13 protein-coding genes are annotated in these 15824 nt (G+C 61.7%); 6 read left to right on the top strand and 7 right to left on the bottom strand.

From position 1 onward, the window contains the following. Positions 1-171: 171 nt before the first annotated feature. Entirely contained in the window at positions 172-1059 is an 888-nt protein-coding gene (locus tag OIU19_RS06125; protein WP_264234168.1) for a lysophospholipid acyltransferase, read from the bottom strand. Between the two features lie 41 nt (positions 1060-1100). After that, complete coding sequence (locus tag OIU19_RS06120) at positions 1101-1652, bottom strand: DNA-3-methyladenine glycosylase I (protein ID WP_264234165.1); 552 nt, start codon at positions 1650-1652, stop codon at positions 1101-1103. Between the two features lie 83 nt (positions 1653-1735). Here OIU19_RS06120 and glyQ point away from each other — a divergent pair, with 83 nt between their 5' ends. The 4 genes from glyQ (at position 1736) to OIU19_RS06100 (ending at position 6100) form a co-directional block, all read left to right on the top strand. Beyond that, positions 1736-2683 (top strand): glycine--tRNA ligase subunit alpha, encoded by a 948-nt coding sequence (glyQ, locus tag OIU19_RS06115; RefSeq protein WP_186553140.1) that lies wholly within the window; start codon positions 1736-1738, stop codon positions 2681-2683. Next, the gene (gene glyS / locus OIU19_RS06110) at positions 2680-4734 is read left to right on the top strand and encodes a glycine--tRNA ligase subunit beta (RefSeq protein WP_264234162.1); all 2055 of its coding nucleotides are present in this window, start codon (positions 2680-2682) and stop codon (positions 4732-4734) included. Before glyQ ends, glyS begins: the two co-directional genes overlap by 4 nt. 3 nt (positions 4735-4737) lie before the next feature. Beyond that, a complete protein-coding gene (gene gmhB, locus OIU19_RS06105) occupies positions 4738-5265 on the top strand; it encodes a D-glycero-beta-D-manno-heptose 1,7-bisphosphate 7-phosphatase (RefSeq protein ID WP_186553138.1) in 528 nt (175 codons plus the stop codon). Between the two features lie 64 nt (positions 5266-5329). Then, complete coding sequence (locus OIU19_RS06100; protein ID WP_186553137.1) at positions 5330-6100, top strand: 1-acyl-sn-glycerol-3-phosphate acyltransferase; 771 nt, start codon at positions 5330-5332, stop codon at positions 6098-6100. Between the two features lie 191 nt (positions 6101-6291). Here the strand turns inward: OIU19_RS06100 and OIU19_RS06095 are convergent, their stop codons facing one another. Both OIU19_RS06095 and OIU19_RS06090 read right to left on the bottom strand, forming a co-directional pair. Further along, positions 6292-7911 (bottom strand): MFS transporter, encoded by a 1620-nt coding sequence (locus OIU19_RS06095; RefSeq protein WP_264234158.1) that lies wholly within the window; start codon positions 7909-7911, stop codon positions 6292-6294. A gap of 97 nt (positions 7912-8008) precedes the next feature. Then, complete coding sequence (locus OIU19_RS06090) at positions 8009-9658, bottom strand: GMC family oxidoreductase (RefSeq protein ID WP_264234157.1); 1650 nt, start codon at positions 9656-9658, stop codon at positions 8009-8011. 377 nt (positions 9659-10035) lie between these two features. Between OIU19_RS06090 and OIU19_RS06085 the strand changes: the two genes are divergently transcribed. Next, positions 10036-10923 carry a LysR family transcriptional regulator gene (locus tag OIU19_RS06085; protein WP_186553134.1) on the top strand — a complete coding sequence of 296 codons (888 nt, stop codon included), beginning with the start codon at positions 10036-10038 and terminating at the stop codon, positions 10921-10923. On the opposite strand, the gene OIU19_RS06080 is transcribed toward OIU19_RS06085, so the two are convergent. From OIU19_RS06080 to OIU19_RS06070, 3 genes are all read right to left on the bottom strand, one after another. Then, positions 10912-11730, bottom strand: coding sequence for a sulfite exporter TauE/SafE family protein (locus OIU19_RS06080; protein WP_264234154.1), 819 nt, complete (start codon positions 11728-11730; stop codon positions 10912-10914). The two genes, OIU19_RS06085 and OIU19_RS06080, sit on opposite strands and share 12 nt — an antisense overlap. Beyond that, the gene (locus OIU19_RS06075) at positions 11727-13007 is read right to left on the bottom strand and encodes an FAD/NAD(P)-binding oxidoreductase (protein WP_264234152.1); all 1281 of its coding nucleotides are present in this window, start codon (positions 13005-13007) and stop codon (positions 11727-11729) included. The genes OIU19_RS06080 and OIU19_RS06075 overlap by 4 nt, the downstream gene beginning before the upstream one ends. A 110-nt stretch (positions 13008-13117) precedes the next feature. Further along, positions 13118-14002: an MBL fold metallo-hydrolase gene (locus OIU19_RS06070; protein WP_264234149.1), complete on the bottom strand. Its 885-nt coding sequence runs from the start codon at positions 14000-14002 to the stop codon at positions 13118-13120. A 308-nt stretch (positions 14003-14310) separates the two neighbouring features. Here OIU19_RS06070 and OIU19_RS06065 point away from each other — a divergent pair, with 308 nt between their 5' ends. Next, on the top strand, positions 14311-15618 hold the full coding sequence (locus tag OIU19_RS06065) for a sigma-54-dependent Fis family transcriptional regulator (RefSeq protein WP_264234147.1): 1308 nt from the start codon (positions 14311-14313) through the stop codon (positions 15616-15618). Positions 15619-15824 lie beyond the last annotated feature (206 nt).

Raw genomic sequence — 15824 nt, 5'->3', positions numbered from 1 at the left:
CAACAAAGCTTCGCCTTGACGCTTTCCCTGTGGGAGCGGGCTTGCCCGCGAACACCGGCGAAGCCGGTGCCATCCACCGCAGTGCCTGCTTCGCGGGCAAGCCCGCTCCCACAGGGGCCCTGCTAAAACAGACAGACCTATATTCAGCCTGCTAGCAAGGCAGTGGATAACTCAATACCACCGCGCTTCACCCGCCGGGCGCTTCTTGAAGCGTTTCATGCTCCACATGTACTGGCTCGGATACTCACGCACATAACGCTCGACCACCTTGCTCATGGCCGCCGCCGATACGGTCACATCGTCGCTGTACATCTCTTGCGGCGCCGCCTCCAGAATCACCCGGAACCCCGAGCCATCCGGCAGCCGCAGGGCATGCAGGAACACGCCCACCGCCTTGCCACCGGCGAGCATGTTCGGCACGAACTTGCTGGTCAGCGCCTGCGTACCCAGGAACGGTACGAACACCCCCGCCGACTCAGCCGGCTCCGGGTCAGCGGGGATCCCCACCTGGCCACCACGGCGCACTTCCTTGATCACGCTAAGGATGCCTTCCTTGGTCGACGGCGCCACGCGGTTACCCATCTGCACGCGCTGTTCGCGCAGCAAGTCATCCACCGCCTTGAGCTTGGGCGGGCGGTAGAAAATGATCGGTTTGCACTGGCTGCAATAGAAGTGGTTCAACACCTCCCAGTTGCCCAGGTGGCTGGTGATACCGACCACGCCCTTGCCAGAGGCCAGGGCCTGCTCCAGCACTTCCAGGCCGTGCACTTCCTTGACCAGCTCAAGCGAGCGCTGTGGCGGCCAGATCCAGGCGCAGGCGCTTTCGACGAACGATTTGCCAATGTCACGCAGGGCGCGGCCCACCAGCTGCTCGCGCTCGCCAGGATCCATTTCCGGAAAGCACTTGGCCAGGTTGATCCGCACCACGTTGCGCGAACCGTTTGGGATCTTCCACATGAGCCAGCCGATACCCGCGCCGACTCGCTGCACTGCCCCCCAGGGCAGTTTGGCGAACAGTCGCAGCACCCCGACCATCAGGGCGCCTTTGAATTTTTCCACAGCCCTATTCCTTATTTCTGCAAGGCGCGCATTGTAACCCCTCAGCGCAGCAACGCGGCGTAGCGATCGCAGTCGGTGGTGTGATCCATGACCATGCCGGTGGCTTGCATGAAGGCGTAGCAGATGGTCGGGCCGACAAACGTGAAGCCGGCTTTTTGCAGCGCCTTGCTCATCGCCTTGGCCTCGTCGGTGACTGCCGGGACGTCGCTGCGGCCCTTGAAGTGGTTGATCTTCGGCTCGCCACCCACGAACGACCAGAGCCACTGCGCAGGGTTATCCACAGCCAGCCAGGCCTTGGCATTGCGCCGGGCGGCGTTGAGTTTGAGACGGTTGCGGATGATCCCGGCATCGAGCATCAACTCCTCGATGCGCTCATCGCTCATTTGCGCCAACTGCACCGGGTCGAAGCCATACATCACCTGGCGATAGCGCTCGCGTTTGCGCAGCACGGTGATCCATGACAGCCCCGCCTGGAACCCTTCGAGCAAAAGCATCTCGAACAGCAACGCCGGGTCGCGCTGCGGCGTTCCCCATTCCTGGTCGTGATAGGCCTGGTACAACGGATCGTCGGTACACCAAAAGCAGCGTGGCATAAGGCTCCAATGAGTAGAGGGCGAGGCGAATCAGGTTATACTCCCGCTCTTTACATCCGCATCCCCAGATACAGGTGAATTTCGTGAGCCAGCCTACGCCAGCCGTGCGTACCTTCCAAGACCTCATCCTCGCCCTGCAGCAATACTGGGCGGAGCAAGGTTGTGTGGTACTTCAGCCCTACGATATGGAAGTAGGCGCCGGCACTTTCCACACCGCTACTTTCCTGCGCGCCGTCGGCCCAGAGACCTGGAACGCCGCCTACGTGCAGCCTAGCCGTCGTCCAGCCGACGGACGGTATGGCGAGAACCCTAACCGCCTGCAGCACTACTACCAGTTCCAGGTGGTCCTCAAGCCCAACCCGGCCAACTTCCAGGAGCTGTACCTCGGCTCGCTGAAAGCGATCGGCCTGGACCCGCTGGTCCACGACATTCGCTTCGTCGAAGACAACTGGGAGTCGCCGACCCTCGGTGCCTGGGGTCTGGGCTGGGAAATCTGGCTCAACGGCATGGAAGTGACCCAGTTCACCTACTTCCAACAAGTCGGTGGCATCGAGTGCTACCCGGTCACCGGTGAAATCACCTATGGCCTGGAGCGTCTGGCGATGTACATCCAGGGCGTCGACTCGGTCTACGACCTGATCTGGGCCGATGGCCCGTTCGGCACCGTGACCTATGGCGATGTGTTCCACCAGAACGAAGTGGAGCAGTCGACCTACAACTTCGAGCACGCCAACGTCGAGAAACTGTTCGAGCTGTTCGACTTCTACGAAAGCGAAGCGAACCGTCTGATCAAGCTCGACCTGCCGCTGCCGACCTATGAAATGGTCCTGAAGGCTTCGCACACCTTCAACCTGCTCGACGCCCGCCGCGCCATCTCGGTGACCGAGCGTCAGCGCTACATCCTGCGTGTGCGTACCCTGGCCCGGGACGTGGCACAAAGCTATCTGCAAGCTCGCGCACGCCTGGGCTTCCCGATGGCGACCCCTGAACTGCGTGATGAAGTGTTGGCTAAGCTGGAGGCTGCACAATGAGTGCTCAAGATTTCCTGGTTGAATTGGGCACCGAAGAGCTGCCACCCAAGGCTCTCGCCAGCCTCGGCGACGCCTTCCTGGCAGGGATCGAGAAAGGCCTGCAGGCCGCTGGCCTGAACTACACCGCCAAGCAGGTCTATGCCGCGCCGCGCCGTCTGGCCGTGCTGATCCGTCAGCTCGACGTGCAGCAGCCAGACCGCAGCATCAACGTCGACGGCCCGCCCGTGCAGGCAGCGTTCGACGCTGAAGGCAAACCGACCCAGGCGGCACTGGGCTTTGCCAAGAAATGTGGCGTCGATCTGTCCGAGATCGACCAGAGCGGCGCCAAGCTGCGCTTCTCCCAACACATCCCGGGCAAGGCCACCACCAGCCTGCTGCCGACCATCGTCGAAGATTCGCTCAACGACCTGCCGATTCCTAAGCGCATGCGCTGGGCGGCCAGCCGTGAAGAGTTCGTGCGGCCAACCCAGTGGCTGGTCATGCTGCTCGGTGACCAGGTCGTCGACTGCACCATCCTCAAGCAACAGGCTGGGCGCGAGTCGCGTGGCCACCGTTTCCACCACCCGGAAAACGTGGTCATCACCACCCCGGCCAACTACGTCGAAGACCTGCGCAAGGCCTACGTGCTGGCCGACTTCGCCGAGCGCCGCGAGCTGATCGCCAAGCGCACCGCGGAACTTGCCATGCAGCAGGAAGGCACGGCCATCGTGCCGCCAGCGCTGCTCGATGAAGTGACCGCGCTGGTCGAGTGGCCTGTGCCGCTGGTGTGCTCGTTCGAGGAGCGTTTCCTCGAAGTGCCGCAAGAAGCGCTGATCACCACCATGCAGGACAACCAGAAGTATTTCTGCCTGCTCGACAGCGAAGGCAAGCTGTTGCCGCGCTTCATCACCGTGGCCAACATCGAGAGCCGCGATCCGAAGCAGATCGTCCAGGGCAACGAGAAGGTGGTGCGTCCGCGCCTGACCGACGCCGAGTTCTTCTTCAAGCAAGACAAGAAGCAGCCGCTGGCAACCTTCAACGAGCGCCTGAAGAACGTGGTGTTCCAAGCTCAGCTGGGCAGCGTCTACGACAAAGCCGAGCGCGTCTCGAAACTGGCAGCTTTCATTGCCCCGCGCATTGGCGGCGACGCCCAGCGTGCCGCGCGTGCTGGCCTGCTGTCCAAGTGCGACCTGGCCACCGAAATGGTTGGCGAATTCCCTGAAATGCAGGGCATCGCGGGCTACTACTACGCCGTCAACGATGGCGAGCCAGAAGACGTTGCCCAGGCCCTGAACGAGCAGTACATGCCGCGCGGTGCTGGCGCTGAACTGCCACAGACCCTGACTGGCGCTGCCGTGGCGATCGCCGACAAGCTCGACACCCTGGTCGGCATCTTCGGCATCGGCATGCTGCCAACCGGTAGCAAAGACCCGTACGCCCTACGTCGCGCCGCCCTGGGCGTGTTGCGCATCCTGATCGAGAAGCAGCTGGACCTGGACCTGACCGACGCCGTGAGCTTCGCCGTCACCCAGTTCGGCAGCAAGGTCAAGGCTGCTGGGCTGTCCGAGCAGGTCCTGGAGTTCATCTTCGACCGCCTGCGTGCGCGTTATGAAGACGAAGGCATCGACGTGGGCACCTACCTGTCGGTGCGTGCCCTGAAGCCGGGTTCTGCCCTGGACTTCGACCAGCGCGTACAGGCCGTGCAGGCCTTCCGCAAGCTGCCGGAAGCCGAAGCCCTGGCGGCGGTGAACAAGCGTGTGTCGAACCTGCTGAGCAAAGCCGAAGGCGCTATCGCCGAACAGGTCGAGCCGAAGTACTTCGACAATGCCAATGAGTTCTCCCTGTACTCGGCCATCCAGCAGGCCGACCAGGCCGTGCAACCGATGGCAGCTGCGCGTCAGTACAGCGAGTCGCTGGCTCGCCTGGCGGCCCTGCGTGATCCGGTCGACGCCTTCTTCGAGGCGGTGATGGTCAACGCCGAAGACGCCAAGGTGCGCGCCAACCGTTATGCCCTGCTCAGCCGCCTGCGCGGTCTGTTCCTGGGCGTGGCCGACATTTCGCTGCTGGGGTAAGCCTTGAAACTGCTGATTCTCGATCGTGACGGGGTGATCAACTTCGACTCCGACGCCTACATCAAGTCATTGCAGGAGTGGATCCCCATTCCCGGCTCGATCGAGGCCATCGCGCAGTTGAGCAAGGCCGGCTGGACGGTGGCGGTCGCCACCAACCAGTCCGGCATTGCCCGTGGCTATTATCCGCTGCAAACCCTCGAGGCCATGCATGCGCGCCTGCGCGAGCTGGTGGCCGAGCAGGGTGGTGAAGTCGGTCATATCGTCTATTGCCCGCATGGCCCGGACGAGGGCTGCGACTGCCGCAAACCCAAGCCTGGCATGTTGCGGGCAATCGCCGAGCATTATCAGGCAGACCTGAGCGGCATCTGGTTTGTCGGAGACAGCAAAGGTGACCTGGAGGCCGCCCTGGCCGTCGGAGCACAACCAGTGCTGGTGAAAACCGGCAAGGGTGAGAAGACCCTGAGTAAAGGCGTCCCGCAAAACACCCTGATTTTTGACGATCTGGCCGCTGTGGCCAGAGCACTTATTTAAGAGGGTGCGCCACGCTGGCGCACTTTTTCATTAGGCGGGCATGCCCGCAACGGTACTTGCCACTATGTCGATCCTGCAGGCGATCAGAATCTTTCTTTTTTACCTGCTGCTGGGCACCAGCTCGTTGCTGTGGTGCACCCTGAGCTTCTTCGTTGCGCCGTTTCTGCCGTTTCGCCAACGCTATCGCTTCATCAACGTCTACTGGTGCCGGTTCGCCGTGCTGCTGGCGCGGGTGATCCTCGGTATCCGCTACAAAATCACCGGCGCCGAGAACGTGCCGGATACGCCGTGCGTGATCCTGTCCAACCACCAGAGCACCTGGGAGACGTTCTTCCTCTCCGCCTACTTCCAGCCGCTGAGCCAGGTGCTCAAGCGTGAGCTGTTGTATGTGCCGTTCTTTGGCTGGGCGATGGCCATGCTGCGACCGATCGCAATTGATCGCGACAACCCCAAAGAAGCTTTGCGTCATGTCGCCAAAAAGGGCGACGAGCTGCTCAAGCAAGGCGTTTGGGTGCTGATCTTCCCGGAGGGCACCCGCGTGCCCCATGGCCAGATTGGCAAGTTCTCCCGTGGCGGCACTGCGCTGGCAGTCAATGCCGGCCTGCCGGTGCTGCCAATTGCCCACAACGCTGGCAAATTCTGGCCAAAATCCGGCTGGGGTAAGCGGGCAGGGGTGATCGAGGTGGTGATTGGTCAGCCGATGTATGCCGAAGGTAGCGGGCCGCGGGCGATTGCCGACCTTAATAATCGCGCCGAAGCGTGGAACGAGGCGACCCAGCGGGCCTTGGGTTCATTGCCGCCAGCGGCAGAAAACACCGAGCAGCGCACGGCCTGACGTTCTGTGGATAACTTGTGAGCAACTTTTGGATTAACGCTCAGAGATATGATCTAAGTTGTTGAATTAGTTACTTATTTCCCTGTATGACGTTTTTCTGAAAATCGTGCATAAGTTTTTTTGAGCGATAAAAAAACCGGCTTTTACGCCGGTTTTTTTGTGCCTGCTATAGAGGCGTCTGGCTCTACCGGTCAAACCTTGTCGATATCCACATCCTTGGTCTCTTTCAGGCAGAAGATCCCCACCACCAAGCTGATCCCGGTGATCAATACCGGATACCACAGCCCGTAGAAGATATCCCCGGTATACACCACCAAGGCGAACGACACCGTCGGCAGGAACCCGCCAAACCAGCCATTACCGATGTGGTAGGGCAGTGACATCGAGGTATAGCGGATCCGCGTCGGGAACAGCTCGACCATCACCGCCGCCAGTGGCCCATAGGTCATGGTGGCAATCAGGATCATCGCAACGATCAGCACCACCACCATGAACTCGTTGACCTGCGACGGATCGGCCTTGGCCGGATAGCCCGCCTGCTCGATGGCCGCACGCATGGCCGCTTCGTCGAAGCCATTGATGGTGGTCTGGCCAATGCTCACCACCACTTCACTGCTCGCCCCTGCAGCCGAGCTGTACGGCAGACCCTGCTTGACCAGGAAGGTCTTGACCTTGTCGCACGGGCTGTCGAAACGGGCCTTGCCTACTGGATCGAACTGGAAGGTGCAGCTGTTCGGATCAGCCGTCACCACGATCGGTGCCTGACGGCTGGCAGCGTCGATCTGCGGGTTGGCGTAATGGCTCAGGGCTTTGAACATCGGGAAGTACAGCACTGTGGCCAGCAGCAGGCCGAGCATCAGGATCGGCTTGCGTCCGACCCGATCCGACAGCCAGCCAAAGAACACGAAGAACGGCGCGCCGATCACCACGCTGATGATCAGCAGGGTGTTCGCCTGGGCCGGGTCCATCTTGAGCATCTGGGTCATGAAGAACAGCACATAGAACTGCGCGGTGTAGAAGGTCACCGCTTGCCCGGCGTTGATACTGAACAGGGCAGTCAGCACCACTTTGAGGTTCGGCCAATGGGTGAACGACTCACGAATCGGCGATTTACTCACCTTGCCTTGGGCCTTCATTTTCACGAACGCTGGCGACTCGTGCATGCTCATGCGGATCCAGGTGGAGATGCCCAGCAGCACGATCGACAGCAGGAACGGCAGGCGCCAGCCCCAGGTTTCGAACTGATCGCCGCTGATGTAGCGGCTGCCGAGCACCACCAGCAGTGACAGCAGCAGGCCCAGGGTCGCGGTAGATTGGATGAAGCCTGTGTGGAAACCGCGCTTGCCAGGTGGGGCATGCTCGGCGACATACGTGGCTGCACCGCCATACTCACCGCCCAGCGCCAGGCCTTGGAGCATGCGCAAGATCACCAGGATGATCGGCGCGGCAATGCCAATGCTGGCATAGGTCGGCAGCAAGCCCACGGCGAAGGTGGACAAGCCCATCAGCACGATGGTGATCAGGAAGGTGTATTTACGCCCGATCATGTCGCCCAAGCGGCCGAATACCAACGCCCCGAATGGCCGCACCAGGAAGCCTGCGGCGAACGCCATCAGGGCAAAGATGAACGCGGTGGTGTCGTTGACCCCAGCGAAGAACTGCTTGCTGATGACCGCCGCCAACGCGCCATAAAGAAAAAAGTCATACCACTCGAAAACGGTCCCGAGGGATGACGCGAAAATGATCTTTCGTTCCTCGCGACGACTGGAGCTGCTCGCCGCTGCACCCTGCTCTTGGATGTAATCCGACATCGTTGCTGTCCTCGGCCTACAGGCCACAGTGATTATTCTTGTTGTTCCACTGTCGGCAGCCCCTGACCACAAGCCGCCGGTTGTTGCACGCGCCTGGTCAGGGCGTCGGTATCGCGCTTGCGTCGCTGAGGTTGGTCTGGGTAGCAGCCCCCTTGAGGATCAGTTGTGCCGCCTTCTCGGCGATCATCAGTGTGGGTGAACAGGTATTACCGGAAACGATCTGCGGCATGATCGACGCATCAGCCACGCGCAAACCAGGAATGCCATGCACGCGCAGCTGGTTATCCACAACGTCCAGCGGCCCTTTACCCATGCGGCAGGTGCCCACCGGGTGGAAGATCGTGGTGCCGATCTTGCTGGCCGCTTCGTGCAGTTGTTGCTCGCTCTGCAGGGCGGGGCCTGGCAGATATTCCTGGGGTTCGAACGCTGCCAGGGCAGGGGCCTGGACGATACGCCGGGTCAGGCGGATAGCGTCGGCGGCGACGCGCAGGTCGTGCGGATCGCTGAGGTAATTGGGATCGATCAGTGGGGCGGCGTTCATGTCCGCAGAGCGGATATCGATGCGTCCACGGCTGGCCGGGCGCAGGTTGCAAACCGATGCGGTAAAAGCCGGGAAGCGGTGCAGCGGCTCGCCAAAGCGTTCAAGCGATAGCGGCTGGACGTGGTACTGCAAATTGGCGGTGGCCTGATCAGGGCTGGAGCGTACGAACGCACCCAGCTGACTTGGAGCCATTGCCAAGGGGCCGCTGCGGTCATACAGATAACGCAGGCCCATGCCCATCTTGCCCCACAGGCTGTTGGCCATCTGGTTGAGGGTGCGGGTGTTGCGGATTTGATAGATCAGGCGCAGTTGCAGGTGATCTTGCAGGTTGCCGCCCACACCGGGCATGTCATGCCGAACGCCGATGCCCAACCCTTCGAGAAGCTTGCGTGGACCGATTCCAGAGCGCTGGAGAATCCCAGGCGAGCCGACAGAACCTGCGCAGAGGATGATTTCCCGGCGCGCCATGAACTCATGCCAGGCGCCTTGCCACTGGGCCTTGACCGCCGTCGCACGGGTGTTGTCGAGCAGCACCTGATCCACCTGGACATCGGTCAGGATGGTGACATTGGGGCGTTTGAGGATCGGCCGCAAAAAGGCCTTGGCCGCATTCCAGCGTACGCCGCTGCGCTGGTTGACCTGAAAGTATCCACAGCCTTGGTTGTCACCGGTGTTGAAGTCATCGACCTTGGCGATCCCGCTTTGCTCGGCGGCGTCGCGGAAGGCATCGAGAATCGGCCAGCTGTAGCGTTGTTGCTCGACCCGCCATTCGCCCTCGGCGCCGTGGCTGTCGCTGCTGCCGGCAAAGTGATTCTCGCTGGCCTTGAACAGCGGCAGCACATCGCTCCAGGCCCAGCCGGCATTGCCTTGCTCAGCCCAGCGGTCGTAGTCCGCCGCCTGGCCGCGCATGTAGATCATGCCGTTGATCGATGAACAACCACCCAGCACCTTGCCCCGTGGATAACCCAGGCTGCGACCGTCCAGGCCGGCTTGCGCTTCGGTTTTGAAGCACCAGTCGGTGCGCGGATTGCCGATGCAATAGAGGTAACCGACCGGGACGTGAATCCACGGATAGTTGTCGCGCCCGCCCGCTTCGAGTAACAGCACCCGGCAGCTAGGGTCGGCGGACAAACGATTGGCCAGCAGGCAACCGGCGGGACCGGCGCCTACGACCACGTAGTCGTAGACAGAATCGGCTGATGGCATGTGTAACCTCGCGCCTGATTATTATTCTTGTCGCCCTTCATCTTAGTGAGTAATTTCGCAGAGGAAACACGAGATTTTGCGCAACGGCTGTGCGTTTTAGCACAGCCCAGGTAGCTGCGAGAGTCGGTAGTGTGGGGCGGGTATGGGCGGATGCGAGGCGCGTGGGAGCGATATTTGACGGATGCACGTGGGAGCGGGCTTGCCCCGCGACAGCAGTAGTGCTGCCACCATCGCTATCGCGGGGCAAGCCCGCTCCCACGAGATCTACGAGTCCAACGAAATCTACGAGTCCAACGAGCCATGCGAGTCCTGCATCCTCCTGCGTAGTGCCTCGACGGCCGCGCTCAGAACCCTCGCCATCACGCACAAGGATCAGCATGTTCGACTGGAATGATCTGCGGTTTTTCCTCGAGTTGCAGCGCAGCGGCCGCCTGCTCAGCGCTGCCAAGCGGCTCAATACCACCCACAGCACCGTCGCCCGGCATATCGAGAACATCGAAAAAAGCTTGGGTACGGCACTGTTCGTCCAGCATGCCCAGGGCTATGAACTGACGCCTTCCGGACAGGCCCTGCTCAAGCATGCCGAGGCGATGGAAAATGTCGCGCTGCTGGCGCAGGAGGAAATCACCCAGGCGATTACGCCGCTGGGCAAGATTCGCCTAGGGGTCACCGAAGGCATTGGCATCATGTTCTTCACCCCGCGCATGAGCGATCTGTTCGAGCGCTATCCGGGGTTGGAGGTAGAGCTGGTAGCGGTGCCGCGCTTTGTCAGCATCCTTAACCGCGAAGCGGAGATCAGCATCCACCTGGAACGGCCCAACGCCGATTTGTTGATCACCCGCAAACTCACCGACTACCGCCTGGCGCTCTACGCCAGTCGCGAGTATCTCGACCGCTCCCCACCGCTGCAGACCCGCGAGGACCTGGCGCGGCACAGCTGGATTGGCTACGTAGACGACCTGCTGTTCAGCCAGGAGCTGCTGTTTCTCAACAGCTTTTGCCGCGCACCGAATGTGGTGTTCCGCAGCACCAGCGTGATCGCCCAGCAACACGCAGCGCGTGCCGGCCTGGGTATCGCCGTGCTGCCGAACTTCATGGCCCGGCATGACCCGACGCTGGTGCGCGTACTGCCGAGTGAGACGATCCAGCGCAGCTACTGGATCTGCACCCGGCGCGAGCTGCACAAATCAGTACGCCTGCGGGTGGTCTGGGATTACCTGCTCGCCCTGTGTGCGGCCGAGCAGGCAGACCTACTAGCCGAGTAGCGCCTTGCCCGCCAGCAGCAGTGCAGCGCCAATGCCGACGATGGCGAACAACTGTTGCAGGCGTGGCCCGGCAAGCTTGGCGGCCAAAGGCCGCGCCAGCAGCAGGCCAAATACCGCGCCCACTGCGAACGGGGCACCGACCTGCCAGTGCATGACGCCGGCAACGCTGGCGCTGACCACACTGCCGGTGGAGACCAGGGCAATTACCGCCAGGGAGGTGGCGACGATACTCTTCATGTCCAGATTGGTGTAGCGGTTCAACGCAGGGATGATGACGAACCCACCGCCAACGCCGAGTAACCCTGAAAGCAATCCAGACATCGCCCCGGTGAAGGCCAGGGCACGCGCGCAGGGTAGGGTCCAGCGCAGTCGGCCCTGCAACGGATTGAGCACGCAGGGCATGATCTGCCGTTCCCCGCATGGCGACTGACCGCGCAATTCGCGCGCTGCCTTGCGCCCGATGCGCAGGCAGGCGTAAACCAGCACCGCAGCGAACACCAGCGCCAATGGCGTGTTGGGCAGACTGTGGGCGAGCATCAAGCCGAACGGCGCAGTGACGATGCCGATCACGGCAATGAACAGCGCCGCCCGATAGCGCACCAAGCCCTGGCGTAAACCCAACACCGCCCCGACCGCCGCCGCCAGGCCCACCGCCAGCAACCCGACCGGGGCCGCCTCGACCATCGTCAGGCCCAGGCCGAACACCAGCAGCGGCACCGCCAGGATGCCGCCGCCAGCGCCGGTCAGCGCCAGCACTGCGCCAATGATTGTGCCCAGCAGCGTGCCGAGCAGTTGATGCTCGATCACTGCTGCCCCTCGATCACCCTCGGCTGCGGCTTGGCCAGCCACTCCCGTCCCTTGAGCATGCCACGCCAGTACAGCGGCGGCAGGATCCGTGCCTTGAGCAGCCAGGCCAATCGGGTTGGCTGGCGACCATCGAGCAACCAGCGCGGAAAACTCGGCGCGACCTTACCACCATAGGTGAACTCAGCGAGGACGATCTTGCCGCGCTCCACGGTCAGAGGGCATGAGCCATAGCCGTCATAGTGGGCGAGGGCAGGCAGCCTGCCGAGCGCCACCAAAACATTGTTCGCCACCACCGGCGCCTGCTTGCGTGCTGCGGCGGCGGTCTTGGCGTTGCTGGTGTTGATCACATCGCCCAGGCCATGAATGTTGGCGAACTGACGATGGCGCAAGGTGTGCGGATCGACATCGACCCAGCCACCCGCATCGGCCAGCGGACTGTTCCGGATGAAGTCAGGAGCAACTTGCGGCGGCACCACATGCAACAGGTCGAAGGGTTCGACCTGTGTCTGCGTGCTGCCATCGGGCAAGCTGCGCACGAAGGTAGCGCGCTTGCCGGGGCCGTCCACGGCGACCAGCCGCTGGGCGTAGTTGAGGTCGACACTGTACTTCTCGATGTAGCTCATCAGTGCCGGTACGTAGTCCGCTACCCCGAACAGCACCGCGCCGGCATTGAAGAAGCTGGCTTTGATCGCACCGAGATGGCCGTGACGCAACCAGTGATCACAGGACAGGTACAACGCCTTCTGTGGCGCGCCAGCGCACTTGATCGGCATCGGTGGCTGGGTGAACAGCGCGCGACCTTGCTTGAGGTTTTTCACCAGCTCCCAGGTATAGGGCGCCAGGTCATAGCGGTAGTTGGAGGTGACGCCGTTACGCCCCAGGGTCTCACTCAAGCCTTCGATGGCGTTCCAATCGAGCTTGAGGCCGGGGCATACCACCAGCTGTTCGTAACTGATCGCGCGACCATCCTCGAGCATCACCAGTTGCGCGACCGGATCGAAACCCTGCACGCTGGCCTTGATCCAGCGCACCCCACGCGCAATGGTCGAGGCCATGGTGCGAGCGGTGCTGGGTGCGTTGAACACACCGGCGCCGACCATGGTCCAGCCTGGTTGGTAGTAATGCACCTCGGCAGGATCGATCAGGGCGATGTCCAGCGAAGGATCACGGCTGATCAGGCTCGAAGCGGTGGCGATACCCGAAGCCCCGGCACCGATGATCACCACCTTGTGGTGATCGGTGCGCGGGCTGGCGGAAGTGGACGGCGACGCAGGCATTTAAATGTTCCTTGTTGATCGAGGTAGCTGCTCTTTTTCTATCGCGGGGCAAGCCTGTTCCCACGTTAGCTCTGTGTCTCTGCGTGGAAGCGGGCCCCGCGATAGCGGGCTCACAGTTTGTTGAGGGGGATCTTCAGGTAGCGCACGCCGTTATCTTCCGGCTCAGGCAACTGGCCGCTGCGCATGTTGATCTGTACCGAGGGCAGGATCAGCACCGGCATGTCCAACGTCGCGTCACGCGCTTCGCGCATGGCCACGAATTCGTCCTCGCTGATGCCCTGATGAATGTGGATATTGTTGGCGCGCTGCTCGGCCACGGTGGTGACATAACGCAGTGCGCGGCCATTGGGCAGGTAGTCATGGCACATGAACAGCTGGGTCTGATCGGGAAAGGCCAGCAGGCGGCGGATCGAGCGATACAACGTGCGTGCATCGGCGCCTGGGAAGTCGCAGCGGGCTGTGCCGTAGTCAGGCATGAACAAGGTGTCGCCAACGAACACCGCAATCTCGCCAGCATCCTCGACCACGTAGCTCATGCACGCCGGGGTATGCCCTGGGGTATGCAGGGCGCGCGCGCGCAGCGTGCCGATCAGAAACACTTGTTCATCTTCGAGCAATACATCGAACTGGCTGCCATCGCGGGCAAAGCCAGGCTCGGCATTGAACAGGGCGCCGAAGGTCTTCTGTACCTGAGTGATACGTGCACCGATGGCGATATGGCCACCGAGCTTTTCCTTGAGGTAGGCCGCCGCAGAAAGGTGGTCGGCATGCACATGGGTTTCAAGAATCCAGTGCACCTTGGCATCCAGCGCCTGGACCCTGCGAATCAGTTTGTCCGCCGAAGCAGTGTTGGTACGCCCGGACTTGGGGTCATAGTCGAGCACGCTGTCAATCAACGCGCACTCCTGGGTCTGGCGATCCATGACCAGGTAACTGATGGTCGAGGTGGCCTCGTCGAACAAGGCTTCCACATAGATGTTACTGCCGATGATCATTGCACTCTCCAGATTTATCCGCCGCGCCTCGTTAGAGGCGTAGGCAGTAAACGGTGCTTTATCAAGATGCATGCCAGGGCATTGGTCCGAAACCACGTGTGCCTTGCTATCAAGCATAGGGTGACTGTTCAAGCCCTACGCATCAGGGTTTTAGCCAGCCGGTTTACCGCGAAGGACACGCTGCGCAGCCTGTTCCTATCTGGGTACTCTTTACCGCCAATGACAGACCTGGCAGTCGACTGGCAGCTAATGGCAGTGATTGGCAGTCCTTGCTACCCTCCGCGATGTACTCTCCTCCGGTCCTGGTCATGCCCGCGTTTTCAGCTTCTGCCAACCAACCCGCGATCCTTGCGCTAGTGTCGTATCTGGAACACGACGTCCATCCGTCCATCGTGCTCGATACCGACTACAACATCCTCGCCGCCAATGCCGCCTACCGCCGCCAGTTCGGCAGCAACGACAACGCGCCGCTGGGGGAGAAGTGCCACCGGGTATCCCACCACTACGCCGTCCCCTGCGACCAGGCCGGCGAACATTGTCCGATGCGCAAGGCATGGGACAGCAAGGTGCCGGAGCGGGTCCTGCACATCCATCACACTCCCCGTGGGCCTGAGCATGTGGACGTCGAGTTACGGCCGATCCTGGATGAACAGGGCAGGGTGGTCGCCTTCGTCGAACGTCTGAACACCGTGACGCTCGCCTCCGCCCAGCCGCAACAGCAAGGCCTGGTAGGCCGTGCTCCGGCGTTCAAGGCCGCCCTGGCCAGCTTGCAAAGAGCAGCGCCGGCGCAGATCCCGGTATTGCTTCAGGGTGAGTCTGGTACCGGTAAAGAGCTTTTCGCTCGCGCCCTGCACTTGGGTAGCCTGCGCGCCAATGGGCCGTTGGTTGTGGTCGACTGCACGGGTCTTACCGAGAGCCTGTTCGAGAGTGAATTGTTCGGCTACGAAAAAGGCGCCTTCACCGGTGCTACCCAGCGCAAGATCGGTTTGGCCGAAGCGGCGCATGGCGGCACGTTGTTCCTCGATGAAATTGGTGAGGTTCCATTGGCCATGCAGGTGAAGCTGCTGCGCCTGATCGAGTCTGGCAGTTTCCGCCCAGTCGGCAGCCTGCGTACGGTGCACTCGGATTTTCGCCTGGTCTCTGCCACCCACAAACCACTCAAGGAAATGGTCGCTGCGGGCACCTTTCGTGAAGACTTGTACTACCGCATCAGCGGTTTTCCAATCCGGCTGCCTGCCCTGCGCGAACGGGTAGAGGATCTGCCCATGCTGGCCGAGAGTTTGTTGAAGCGCATGGCTGGCGCGCAATCCGCCACGCTCACCGCAGAAGCGCAACAACGGCTCAGCTTGCATCCGTTCCCTGGCAACATTCGCGAGCTGCGCAATATTCTCGAACGAGCACGCTTGTTTGCCGACGACGGCTTGATTCGGCCTGAACATTTACCACACGACATTGGCCCCATTCAGAACGTAGCTACGCTACGCCGCAGCCGCAACGAGCTGGGCGAGCTGGCGTTGGCGCTTGAGCAATTCCAAGGGTCGCGGATTGAGTTGGCCCGACATCTGGGGTTGAGCGAGCGGACGCTTTATCGGCGCTTGCGTGAGCTGGGTCTGTAAGCGGGTTCAGCGCGGTCGTTGTGGGAGCGGGCTTGTCTGGACGCCAACGCCGCGAAGGGTCGCGAAGCGGCTCCAACTAACGTGAACCGCATCGGGTGCAAGGGGAGCTCGTCCTGCAGAGCAATTTTCTTCTACGCTGATACTGCTCTGAGCCTTCCATGCGTCGATTGCCGACCCGGTAACCCGTTGGGCGCCTGACGCTCCGC

Source organism: Pseudomonas sp. BT-42-2 (genome assembly GCF_025847435.2).
In the GTDB taxonomy this organism is placed as follows: Bacteria; Pseudomonadota; Gammaproteobacteria; order Pseudomonadales; family Pseudomonadaceae; genus Aquipseudomonas; species Aquipseudomonas urmiensis.
The sequence above is the reverse complement of the archived record's forward strand: the minus strand, read 5'-3'. Positions and strand labels throughout refer to the sequence as shown.

Excerpts from the sequence above, each read along its gene's own strand:
- OIU19_RS06090 (WP_264234157.1), bottom strand. The coding sequence starts at position 9,658 with ATGCCATCAGCCGATTCTGTCTACGACTACGTGGTCGTAGGCGCCGGT.
- glyS (WP_264234162.1), top strand. The coding sequence starts at position 2,680 with ATGAGTGCTCAAGATTTCCTGGTTGAATTGGGCACCGAAGAGCTGCCA.
- OIU19_RS06070 (WP_264234149.1), bottom strand. The coding sequence starts at position 14,002 with ATGATCATCGGCAGTAACATCTATGTGGAAGCCTTGTTCGACGAGGCC.
- OIU19_RS06095 (WP_264234158.1), bottom strand. The coding sequence starts at position 7,911 with ATGTCGGATTACATCCAAGAGCAGGGTGCAGCGGCGAGCAGCTCCAGT.
- OIU19_RS06085 (WP_186553134.1), top strand. The coding sequence starts at position 10,036 with ATGTTCGACTGGAATGATCTGCGGTTTTTCCTCGAGTTGCAGCGCAGC.
- OIU19_RS06100 (WP_186553137.1), top strand. The coding sequence starts at position 5,330 with ATGTCGATCCTGCAGGCGATCAGAATCTTTCTTTTTTACCTGCTGCTG.
- OIU19_RS06120 (WP_264234165.1), bottom strand. The coding sequence starts at position 1,652 with ATGCCACGCTGCTTTTGGTGTACCGACGATCCGTTGTACCAGGCCTAT.
- OIU19_RS06065 (WP_264234147.1), top strand. The coding sequence starts at position 14,311 with ATGCCCGCGTTTTCAGCTTCTGCCAACCAACCCGCGATCCTTGCGCTA.
- OIU19_RS06075 (WP_264234152.1), bottom strand. The coding sequence starts at position 13,007 with ATGCCTGCGTCGCCGTCCACTTCCGCCAGCCCGCGCACCGATCACCAC.